Genomic DNA, 10,117 nt, shown 5'->3' on the forward strand with positions numbered 1-10,117 from the left:
CCCTGGAGCCCATGCGGATCCTCGTCCTCGGCGGTACCTCCTTCGTCGGCCGCGCGATCGCCGACGACGCCCTGCGCGGCGGCGCGGAGGTCACCCTGTTCAACCGCGGCCGGACCAACCCCGGCCTGTTCCCCGACGCCCGCCACCTGCTCGGCGACCGCGACACCGGTGACCTCACCGCCCTGCGCGAGGGCCACTGGGACGCCGTGGTGGACGTCAGCGGCTACCACCCGCACCAGGTCGACCGGGCCGCGGCCGTCCTCGGCGACCGGGTCGGCCGCTACCTCTTCGTCTCCAGCCACGCCGTCTACGCCCAGGACGGGCTCGCCCCGGGCTCGGACGAGTCCGCCCCGCTCCGCGCCCCGCTGCGCGAGGCCGAGGAGCTCACCGAGGAGACCTACGGCCGGCTCAAGGTCGCCTGCGAGGAGGCCGTCACCGCCCGCTACGGCGACCGGGCGACGATCGTGCGGCCCGGAAAGGTGGCCGGGCCGCACGACGGGCAACGCGGGCTCACGTACTGGGCGCGCCGGGCGGCGCGGGGCGGCCGGACCGCCCTGCCCGGCCGCCCGGAGCAGCCGGTCCAGCTGGTCGACGCGCGGGACCTGGCCCGGCTGGTGCTCCGGCTGGTCGAGGACGGCCGGCCGGGCGCCTTCCACGCCGTCGGCCCGGCCGAGCCGACCACCCTGGGCGGGCTGATCGCCACCTGCGCGGAGGTCGCGGGCACCGAGGTGGAGGTCGTCCCGGTGCCGCCGGAGACGGCGCCGCCGCCGTTCTTCCCGCTGGTCCGGGCCGAGCCGCTCTGGCCGGGCCAGCAGCGCGACCCGGCCAGAGCCCGGGCCGCCGGCCTGCCGGCGACGCCGCTCGCCGTCACCGTCGCCGACGTGCTCGCCTGGGACCGGGGCCGCGGCGAGCCGCCGCTCGGCCACGGCTTCACCGTCGAGCAGGAGGCCCGGGCCCTGGCCGAGGCGGACGCCCGATGACCACCGGGCCCCTCTCCCCGCGCATCACCGCCATGCGCCCCGAGCACGCCGAGGCCGTCCTGGCGATCTTCCGCGCCGGCATCGACACCGGCGACGCCACCTTCGAGACCACCGCCCCCACCTGGGCGGCCTTCGACGCCGCCAAGCTCCCGGACCACCGCCTGGTGGCCCTCGGCCCCGCAACCCCCGCAACCCGCAGAACCCCCGGAGTCCCCGGAGTCCCCGAAACCCCCGACGCCCCCGACGCCCCCGACCACGTCCTCGGCTGGGCCGCCGTCTCCCCGGTCTCGGGCCGTCGCGCCTACGCGGGTGTGGTCGAGCACTCCGTCTACGTCGACCCGGCCGCGCGGGGCCTGGGTGTCGGACACGCCCTGCTCGAAGCCCTGGTGGCCTCCACCGACGCCGCCGGGATCTGGACCGTGCAGGCCGGTGTCTTCCCCGAGAACACCGCGAGCCTCGCGCTCCACCGCCGGGCCGACTTCCGGGTGGTCGGCACCCGGGAGCGGATCGGCCGGCTGGACGGCCGCTGGCGTGACGTCCTCCTGCTGGAGCGGCGCAGCCCGGCCGTGGACTGACCCGGCACACCCCCTTCCTGACCCGTTGTCAGTGCCACCCGCTATGGTCGGCCCCGAACGATCCAGCACCACCAACGCACCGGCCCGGCACCACCACCGGCGCCACCAACACCACCACCCGCACCATCAGGGGGCACCATGACCACACCGGGCACCACCCCGCTCACCACCGCCGACCTCGTGGAAGGCTGGCGCCGGGTGGGCGTCCGTGCGGGCATGGCGCTGATCGTGCACTCCTCGCTCTCCAGCCTCGGCCGGGTCGAGGGCGGCGCGGCGGCCGTGGTGGCCAGCCTGCGCGAGGCGGTCGGGCCGGCCGGCACCGTCGCGGCGCCCACCTTCACCACCGACACGGTCCGCGACCCGGCGCCCGGGCAGGGCGGCCCGCCGGGCCCCGAGCTCGCCGAACTCCGGGCCGCCGTCCCGCTGTTCCATCCCGGCCTGCCCTCCCGGACGGGCGCGGTGGCGGAGGCCCTGCGCGCCCTGCCGGAGAGCCTGCGCAGCACCCATCCGCAGGTTTCGGTGGCCGCCGTCGGGGCGCACGCCCGGGAGGTGACCGCCCGCCGGTCGCTCGGCTTCGCGGTCGGGCGGGAGTCGCCGTTCGGCGCCCTGCACGACCTGGGCGGCCATGTGCTGCTGGTCGGTGTCGGGCACAACCGCAACACCTTCCTGCACTACGCCGAGACCTTCGCGCCCAACCGCCGGCTGAAGCTCCGCCGCTTCCCGATGGCGATCCAGGGCGAGCGGGTCTGGATCGAGGCGCCGGACGTGGGGGACGACAACGACACCCACTTCCCGGTGGTGGGGCGGGAGTTCGAGGAGCGGGCGGGCATCCGCGCGGTGCCGGTCGGGGCCGCGTCCTGCCGGCTGGTCCCGGTCCGCGACCTCATACCCTTCGCCGTCCGCCGCCTCACCGAGCTGCTGGCCGCGGACGGCCCGACCCCGGCGTAGCCCGCCAGGAGCCAGGCCCACCAACGGCGTGGCCCGGCCGCCCGCCCGTTCCCGAACGGCCCGCCGGGCCACCCCCGGACCTCACCTCACCTCACGTCACCCCACCCCGCGCCCGGGCGTCAGTGCCTGCTGTCGTGAAGGGAGTTGGTCTCCTGGATCTTCTTCCAGGACTTGGGCTCCGCCGGCAGCTGCCCGTCGGCCCGGTCCGCGCCCGGCGCCAGCGAGGCCGCAGCGGCGGCGGTGCCCGCCGGCACCGGTCCGACGGCCGGCTTGGCGGGGGTGAACAGCCAGGTCTGGAAGAGGTCACCGAGCTTCTTGCCGGAGACCTTCTCCGCGTACGCCTGGAAGTCCTGGACGGTGGCGTTGCCGTAGCGGCGCTCGGTGGGCCAACCCTTCAGGATCTGGAAGAACTTCTCGTCGCCGACGGTGTTGCGCAGCGCCTGGATGGCCACCGCGCCCCGGTCGTACACGGCGCCCGAGAACTGGTTGTCGGCACCCGGGTCACCCGGCTTGACGGTCCAGAACGCGTCGTCGGCCGGGTGCGAGGCGTAGATGTAGTCGGCCAGCTCCTGAGCGGTGCCCTCGTTCTCGTGCTCGGACCAGAGGAGCTGCGAGTACCGGGCGAAGCCCTCGTTCAGCCAGATGTCGCTCCAGCGCGCGACCGAGACGCTGTCGCCGTACCACTGGTGGGCCAGCTCGTGCACGACCACCGAGGTGTTGGTGCCCTTGGCGAACTGCCGGGGGCTGTAGAAGACCCGGGTCTGGCTCTCCAGCGCGTAGCCGGTGGGCACGTTGGGGACGTAGCCGCCGATCGAGCTGAACGGGTAGTCGCCGAAGTAGCCGCTCAGCCAGTCGACCAGTTCGCCGGTGCGCTCGACGCTGGCCCTGGCCGCGTCCGCGTTCTCGCCGAGGTCCTTGCTGTACGCGGTGTAGACGGGCAGCCCGCCGGCCGTGGTGTCCGTGGAGACGTCGAACTTGCCGACCGCGAGCGTGGCCAGATATGTCGCCTGGGGCTTGTTCTCGCGCCAGCTGTAGCGGGTCCAGCCGGCCGAGGAGGAGGTGCCGGTCAGGATGCCGTTGCTGATCACCTGGTTGCCGTCCGGCACCAGCACCGAGACGTCGAAGGTGGCCTTGTCACTGGGGTGGTCGTTGCTCGGGAACCACCACCACGCGCCCTCGGGCTCGCCGGCCGCCACCCCTCCGTCCGGCGTGCGCAGCCACGCGGTGAAGCCGTACTTCTTCACGGTGGACGGCACGCCCTTGTAGCGGACCACCACGGTGGCCTGGCTGCCCTTGGCGAGCGGCCGGGCGGGGGTGATCTCCAGCTCCTGCTCGCCGCTGGTCTTGAACGCCGCGGGCCGCCCGTTGACCCGGACCTCGGAGACGTTCAGCGCGAAGTCGAGGTTGAACCGGGAGAGGTCCTGGGTGGCGGTGGCCAGGATGGTGGTGGTGCCTTCGAGTTCGTCGGTGGCGGGCTGGTACTTCAGCCGGATGTCGTAGTGCGAGACGTTGTATCCGCCGTTGCCGTAGGTCGGGTAGTAGGAGTCGCCCGCGCCGGCCGCGCCGGGTTGGAAGTCTGCTGCCGAGGCGGGGACGGCCAGGAACAGGCTCAGGGCACTGGCGGCGGAGACGATCAGCCTCTTGCGCACGTGGTCCTCCAGGGATCACCGGAACGATGGGTCGGATCGATCCTTGTCCCGGAGGCGCCTGTTCCACTCCCTGATTGTGAGATGTTCATGAAAAGAAACGCGCCGAAATGACACCGTCGCAGCAAGGCCGCGACGGTGTCACATCACCACACCCACCCCACCAGTACCTCAGGACCCGAGCGTCACCGGCGCCCGCACCAGCGAGCCGTACTCCGTCCACGAGCCGTCGTAGTTCTTCACGTGCGGGTACCCGAGCAGCTCGGTGAGCGCGAACCAGGTGTGCGCGGACCGCTCGCCGATCCGGCAGTAGGCGATCACCTCGCGCTCCGTCGACACGCCCTTGCCCGCGTAGAGCGCCCGCAGCTCCTCCGCCGACCGGAACGACCCGTCGTCGTTGGCCGCCTGCGACCAGGGGATGTTCACCGCGCCGGGGATGTGCCCGGGCACCTGCGCCTGTTCCTGCGGCAGGTGCGGGGGCGCGATCAGCTCGCCCCGGAACTCGGCCGGCGACCGGACGTCCACCAGCACCGCGTCCGCCCCGGGCTTGGCGAACACCTCGGCCTTGGCCAGCACCTCGTCCCGCAGCGCCCGCAGCTCCGGCCGCTCGGGCCCGGTCAGCCGGTACCCGGTGTGCTGGTAGTCCATCACCTCGGGGGTGAGTTCGCGGCCCTCCAGCTCCCACTTCTTGCGCCCGCCGTCCAGCAGCCGCACCGGCCCGAAGCCGCGCAGCCGCAGCAGCCAGTAGGCGTACGCGGCGAACCAGTTGTTGTTGCCGCCGTACAGCACCACGGTGGTGTCGTCCTCGACCCCGGCCGCCCGCAGCAGGTGCTGGACGCCGTCGCGGTCGGCGTAGTCTCGGCCGACCCTGCTGTGCAGGTCGGTGGTCCAGTTCCAGCCGACCGCGCCGGGGATGTGGTCGCGGTCGTACGCGGTGGTGTCCTCGTCCACCTCGACCACCCGGACGGTGCCGTCGTCCAGGTGGTGGGCCAGCCACTCGGTGTGGACCAGCGCCTCGGGGTGTGCGTAGCCGTTGCCGGTCATCCCGTGCCTCCTTCACTCCGCCCAGGGCTGCACGGACCGGACCTCCGGGCGCGCACGCACCGGCGCACCGCGAACGGGCCGGACCCTTCGAACGTACGCCGACCGCCCGGCCCGGGCCACCCCGGCCGTGTCAGGCCGCCGCGGCGCCGTCGAGCCGCGCCACGTAGTACAGGTTCAGGATGTCCCCCTCGACCCGTTCCACCTCGACCGACCGGAACCCGGCCTCGGCCAGCATCCGCCGGGCGGTCTGCTCGCCCCAGACCGTCCCGAGCCCCTCGCCGCCCTCGCCGAGCGAGACCGTCATGCAGTAGAAGGTCGAGAAGGCGTAGAGCGCCGGGGCGAGCGGGTGCTCGACGTTCTCCTCCAGCCTGCTGCTGGCGGCGACGTCGCCCATCAGGAAGACCCCGTCGGGCCGCAGCGCGCCCGCGACGGCGGCCAGGGTGCGGGTCGGCCGGGCGAGGTCGTGGATCACGTCGAACGCGGTGACCAGGTCGTACGAACCGCTGATCTCCGCCGAGTCCGACACCTCGAACCGGGCGTTGTCCAGCCCGAGTTCGGCCGCCGAGGCACGGGCGGCGGCGATGCCGTTCTCGGCGATGTCGATACCGGTGACCCGGCTGGCCGGGAAGGCCTTCGCCAGCACCGTGACGGCGTGCCCCTCCCCGGTGCCGACGTCCAGCACGTCGATGCCGGCCCGCAGCCGCTCGGTGAGCCCGGGCACCAGCGGCACGATCGCGTCCACCAGCGCCAGGTCGTACACCCGCGCGCTCTCCTCGGCCTGCAGCTGCTGGAAGCGCGGGTACGCCGAGTACGGCATCCCGCCCCCGGTACGGAAGTGGCCGAGCAGTTCCTGCTCGACCTCGCCCATCATCGCGAGGAAGGGCATCATCCCCGCCAGGTTGTCCGGCCCGGCCGCCGTGGTCAGTGACGCCGCGTGCTCGGGCGGCAGCGTGTAGGTGCCGTGTTCCGGGTCGTACTCGACGAACCCGCCGACGACCATCCCGCCCAGCCATTCGCGCACGTAGCGCTCGTTGAGCCCGGCGGCCCGCGCGATCTCCTCGCTGCTCGACGGGGCGAGGCCCGCCATCAGGTCGAACAGCCCGGTCTGGTGGCCGAGGCTGGTCATCAGCCCCAGACAGGCGTCGTTCAGGACGTCCACCACGCGCCCGGCGAAGGCTTCCTGCCTCTCCGCGTCCAGTTCCCGTACGGACATCGCTTCCTCCTCCGTCGGCGGGACCAGCGGCATCCTCCCCTCTTCACGCTACGCCGCCGCCGTGGCCGCCCCAACAGAACGGGCGGCCCGCCGACCGGTCACCACCGGTCACCGGGCCGCCCGCGCGTCGGCGGCGGTCCCGACCTCAGGAGAAGACGACGGAGCGCAGCTTCAGCGTCTTGCCGAGCCTGTCGCCGGGCTTCATGACGCGGTAGACGTCCCCGTTGCATTCGGCCTCGAGGAAGACCGTGGCCGTCGAGGTGGTGAAGTTCTCCGGCGCGAACGCCGGGTCCTGCTCGGTGGCCCCGAACAGGTCGATGCACTTGCCGCTCTCCGGGTCGGCCATCCCGGCCGGAACGCCTGGGAGGGGGCCGACCTTGTAGAGGAAGTCACCGGTGGCCGCGTTGGCGGAGGTCGGCACGGCGAGGACGAGGGCGGCGGCGCTGACGGCGGCGAGAAAGGTGTTGCGGAGACGCATGGGTGAGGGCCTTTCAGGTGGTACGCGGCGGTACCTGATTAATTGGTGCGAGATCACCCTAGAGGCCCAAAATCCGCAGAAACGGTTCTCCCAATCCACCCATTCGAGTGGTTTAGCCGGAAAAGCCGCTACCTCACCGCCCGCACGAGTGCTCTCAGTTGGGCGGAGCCGTGAAGAAGTACCCCGAGTCGATCAGCACCGGCAGGTACGTCTTCAACGCCGCCACCGTCTGCGAGCGGTCCCCGCCACCGTCGTGGTTGAGCACGATCGCCCCGGGCCGGACGTCCTTGAGGATCCGGTCGGTGATCACCGAGGTCCCCGGCCGGGCCCAGTCCCGCGGATCCACCGACCAGGCCATGTTCCGCATCCCCAGGTCCGCGGCCACCTTGAGCGAGGCGTCGGACCAGTCCCCGCCGGGCGCGCGGAACCAGGTGGGCAGCCGCCCGGTGGTCTTGTGCAGCAGGTCGGAGGTGCGCTCCAGCTCGTCCCGCACCTTGGCATCGGACATGTGCCGCAGGTCCGGGTGGGTCCAGGTGTGGTTGGCGATGTGGTGGCCGTGGTCGGCGATCTCCCGCACCAGCGCCGGGTGCTCGACGGCGTTCTCCCCGATCAGGAAGAACGTCGCCCGGATCCCGTACTGCTGGAGCAGCGCCAGCACGGTGGGCGTGTGCCGGGGGTCCGGGCCGTCGTCGATGGTGAGCGCCACCACCCGCCGCTCGGCGTCCAGCTCGTACACCGGCTTGGCCTCCGCCGCCGTGAGCACCTTGTGCACGGGCACCACGCTCGGCGCGGCGGCCGAGGGGGCCGGCGGCGGCGTGGCCGGTAAGGCACCCGGCGCCGGCGGCGCCACCGGCAGGGCGCTCTCGTCCACCCCCGCCTCGGCCGCGACCTCCCCGCCACCGCTCCAGGGGCTCCGGCAGCCGGCGGCCGCCCCCAGCAGGGACATCCCGGCCGCGACCAGCAACAATCTTCGCGAAGTAATCTGACGATCTGACAGCATGCGGAATACTTCCCCCGGCCGTCACCGCCGCTCCCCGGAGGCGCCCCCTACGGCCCCGATCACCACTCCGACAGCCCAAGGGCACACCCGAAAGGAAGCCCGGGACCCCCGTACGCACACCCCGCCCCCGACCCTCCCCCACCTTCCCCGACCGGACGCCAGACCACCCGTCAGGACCGCTACGCTGTGCCTCCCCAGTGTGATGATCTGCCATCAGAGGACGTGGCCATGACGACAAGTCAGGACTTCCCCGAGCACGCCCCGCAGGACGACGCCACCGAGCTGAGCCAGTGGGAACGGTTCGGAGTCGACACCACCGCCCCGCACTCGGCGCGCGTGTACGACTACTGGCTGGGCGGCAAGACCAACTTCCCGCCGGACCGCGCCATGGGCCAGGCCATCGAGCAGGCCGTGCCGAGCGTCAAGGAGATGGCCAAGGCCAACCGCGCGTTCCAGGGCCGGGCCGTCCGCCACCTGGCCCGGGAGCACGGCATCCGCCAGTTCCTCGACCTCGGCACGGGCATCCCCACCTCGCCCAACACCCACGAGATCGCCGAGACGGTCAGCCCCGGCACCCGGGTGGTCTACGTCGACAACGACCCGATCGTGCTCGCCCACGCCCGGGCACTGATGGTCTCCAGCCCGGCCAGCCGGACCACCTACATCCACGCCGACCTGCGCAAGCCCGAGGAGCTCTTCGCCGACCCGGCGCTCACCTCCACCCTCGACCTCACCCAGCCGGTCGGCCTGCTGATGATCGCCGTGCTGATGCTGATCGCCGACGAGGACGACCCGTGGGGCCGGGTCGCCGCACTGCGCGACGCCCTCCCCGCCGGCAGCTGCATCGCCCTCACCACCCCCACCCCGGACTTCGACCCGGAGGCCGTCGGCAAGGTCGCCGAGGCCGCAAGGGCCGGCGGGATGACCCTGGTCCCGCGCGGCTACGACGACGTGGTCCGCTTCTTCGACGGCTGGGAACTGATCGAGCCGGGCGTCGCCCCGGTCCTGGCCTGGCGCCCGGACGGCGAACCCCCGGCCGACCCGAAGGCCGCCTACTACTGGGGCGGCGTCGCCGTCAAGCGCTGACCGGACGCCCGCCGGCCGAGGCGGGGCCCCGTGCCCCGCCTCACTTCAACAACCGCGACATCCGCCGGTCCGCCAGCGGCTTGCCCCCGGTCTGGCAGGTCGGGCAGTACTGCAGCGAGGAGTCCGCGACGGACACCTCCCGCACGGTGTCCCCGCAGACCGGACAGGGCTGGCCGGTCCGGCCGTGCACCCGCAACCCGAGCTTCTTCTCCGCCTTCAGCTCCCCCGCCGCCAGCCCGCGCGAACGCTCCACCGCGTCCCGCAGCGTGCTGCCGAGCGCCCCGTACAGCCGGGCCGTCTCCTCCTCCGTCAGACTGGCCGCGATCTTGTACGGCGACATCCGGGCCGCGTGCAGCACCTCGTCCGAGTAGGCATTGCCCACCCCCGCCAGCGTGCTCTGGTCCCTCAGCAGCCCCTTGATCCGGCGCCGGTCCTCCCGCACCAGAGCAGCGAAGGCCTCCACCGTGAACCCCGGGTCCAAGGGGTCGGGCCCCAACCTCGCCACACCCGGCACCTCCGCCGGGTCCCGGACCACGTACACCGCGAGCCCCTTCTTCGTCCCGGCCTCCGTCAGATCGAACCCGTCCCCGGCCTCGCCCTCCAGGCGCAGCCGCAACGCCAGCGGGTTCTTGGGGCTCGGATGCGGCGGCTCGTCAGGCAGGCCGTCCTTCCACCGCAGCCAGCCGGCCCGGGCCAGATGGACCACCAGGTGCAACCCGCCGGCCTCGATGTCCAGGAACTTGCCACGCCGCGTCACCGGCCCGACCGTCCGCCCCTCCAACGCCGTCACCGGCGGGTCGTACGTCTTCAACGCACTGATCGCCACCGGCTGCACCCGCGCGATCACCCGCCCGGTCAACCGCTCGGACAGGTACGCACTCAACGCCTCGACCTCAGGCAACTCCGGCATGCGCCCAGTCTGCCCCGACCCCCACCGTGGGCGCGCGGGCAACGCCCCGCGCGCCCACCACCTACCCTCCCCCACACCCCACCAGGCGAGAGGGACGCGCTGCGGGAGGGGGCGGTGGAGGGGGTGGGCGCGGAGAGGGGCGTTGCGGGTGATTTTCAGACTGCCAACGGCGCCCGACCCCCACCCACAGAGTCGGCAGTCTGAAAATCATCCAGCCCCTCGGAGCGGCCACCCCCG

The 10,117-nt window shown here is 73.0% G+C and carries 10 protein-coding genes; 4 read left to right on the plus strand and 6 right to left on the minus strand.

All coding sequences use genetic code 11. The annotated features are described in order from the left end of the window. The first annotated feature begins 11 nt into the window (after positions 1-11). From IE332_RS27370 to IE332_RS27380, 3 genes are all read left to right on the plus strand, one after another. Positions 12-980, plus strand: coding sequence for an NAD-dependent epimerase/dehydratase family protein (locus IE332_RS27370; protein ID WP_189921358.1), 969 nt, complete (start codon positions 12-14; stop codon positions 978-980). Then, on the plus strand, positions 977-1,555 hold the full coding sequence (locus IE332_RS27375) for a GNAT family N-acetyltransferase (protein WP_229928948.1): 579 nt from the start codon (positions 977-979) through the stop codon (positions 1,553-1,555). The genes IE332_RS27370 and IE332_RS27375 overlap by 4 nt, the downstream gene beginning before the upstream one ends. A gap of 138 nt (positions 1,556-1,693) precedes the next feature. Beyond that, the gene (locus IE332_RS27380; RefSeq protein ID WP_189921360.1) at positions 1,694-2,503 is read left to right on the plus strand and encodes an AAC(3) family N-acetyltransferase; all 810 of its coding nucleotides are present in this window, start codon (positions 1,694-1,696) and stop codon (positions 2,501-2,503) included. Positions 2,504-2,622: 119 nt separating this feature from the next. Here IE332_RS27380 and IE332_RS27385 read toward each other — a convergent pair whose 3' ends face one another. The 5 genes from IE332_RS27385 to IE332_RS27405 form a co-directional block, all read right to left on the minus strand. Beyond that, the gene (locus tag IE332_RS27385; protein ID WP_189921362.1) at positions 2,623-4,152 is read right to left on the minus strand and encodes a M1 family metallopeptidase; all 1,530 of its coding nucleotides are present in this window, start codon (positions 4,150-4,152) and stop codon (positions 2,623-2,625) included. Between the two features lie 168 nt (positions 4,153-4,320). Further along, positions 4,321-5,193: a sulfurtransferase gene (locus tag IE332_RS27390; RefSeq protein WP_189921364.1), complete on the minus strand. Its 873-nt coding sequence runs from the start codon at positions 5,191-5,193 to the stop codon at positions 4,321-4,323. Between the two features lie 130 nt (positions 5,194-5,323). Continuing rightward, complete coding sequence (locus IE332_RS27395; RefSeq protein WP_189921366.1) at positions 5,324-6,406, minus strand: class I SAM-dependent methyltransferase; 1,083 nt, start codon at positions 6,404-6,406, stop codon at positions 5,324-5,326. Positions 6,407-6,551: 145 nt separating this feature from the next. Beyond that, positions 6,552-6,884, minus strand: a complete 333-nt coding sequence (locus IE332_RS27400) for a hypothetical protein (protein ID WP_189921368.1) — start codon at positions 6,882-6,884, stop codon at positions 6,552-6,554. Between the two features lie 154 nt (positions 6,885-7,038). Beyond that, entirely contained in the window at positions 7,039-7,884 is an 846-nt protein-coding gene (locus IE332_RS27405) for a polysaccharide deacetylase family protein (RefSeq protein ID WP_189921370.1), read from the minus strand. 228 nt (positions 7,885-8,112) lie between these two features. On the opposite strand from IE332_RS27405, the gene IE332_RS27410 reads away from it, so the two are divergent. Then, positions 8,113-8,970 carry an SAM-dependent methyltransferase gene (locus IE332_RS27410; protein ID WP_189921372.1) on the plus strand — a complete coding sequence of 286 codons (858 nt, stop codon included), beginning with the start codon at positions 8,113-8,115 and terminating at the stop codon, positions 8,968-8,970. A 40-nt stretch (positions 8,971-9,010) separates the two neighbouring features. Here the strand turns inward: IE332_RS27410 and IE332_RS27415 are convergent, their stop codons facing one another. Beyond that, positions 9,011-9,880 (minus strand): Fpg/Nei family DNA glycosylase, encoded by an 870-nt coding sequence (locus IE332_RS27415; protein ID WP_189921374.1) that lies wholly within the window; start codon positions 9,878-9,880, stop codon positions 9,011-9,013. Positions 9,881-10,117: the final 237 nt, after the last annotated feature.

The sequence above is a fragment of the Kitasatospora xanthocidica genome, from assembly GCF_014656195.1.
GTDB lineage: Bacteria > Actinomycetota > Actinomycetes > Streptomycetales > Streptomycetaceae > Kitasatospora > Kitasatospora xanthocidica.

Excerpts from the sequence above, each read along its gene's own strand:
- IE332_RS27390 (WP_189921364.1), bottom strand. The coding sequence starts at position 5,193 with ATGACCGGCAACGGCTACGCACACCCCGAGGCGCTGGTCCACACCGAG.
- IE332_RS27395 (WP_189921366.1), bottom strand. The coding sequence starts at position 6,406 with ATGTCCGTACGGGAACTGGACGCGGAGAGGCAGGAAGCCTTCGCCGGG.
- IE332_RS27375 (WP_229928948.1), top strand. The coding sequence starts at position 977 with ATGACCACCGGGCCCCTCTCCCCGCGCATCACCGCCATGCGCCCCGAG.
- IE332_RS27415 (WP_189921374.1), bottom strand. The coding sequence starts at position 9,880 with ATGCCGGAGTTGCCTGAGGTCGAGGCGTTGAGTGCGTACCTGTCCGAG.
- IE332_RS27400 (WP_189921368.1), bottom strand. The coding sequence starts at position 6,884 with ATGCGTCTCCGCAACACCTTTCTCGCCGCCGTCAGCGCCGCCGCCCTC.
- IE332_RS27370 (WP_189921358.1), top strand. The coding sequence starts at position 12 with ATGCGGATCCTCGTCCTCGGCGGTACCTCCTTCGTCGGCCGCGCGATC.
- IE332_RS27405 (WP_189921370.1), bottom strand. The coding sequence starts at position 7,884 with ATGCTGTCAGATCGTCAGATTACTTCGCGAAGATTGTTGCTGGTCGCG.
- IE332_RS27380 (WP_189921360.1), top strand. The coding sequence starts at position 1,694 with ATGACCACACCGGGCACCACCCCGCTCACCACCGCCGACCTCGTGGAA.
- IE332_RS27410 (WP_189921372.1), top strand. The coding sequence starts at position 8,113 with ATGACGACAAGTCAGGACTTCCCCGAGCACGCCCCGCAGGACGACGCC.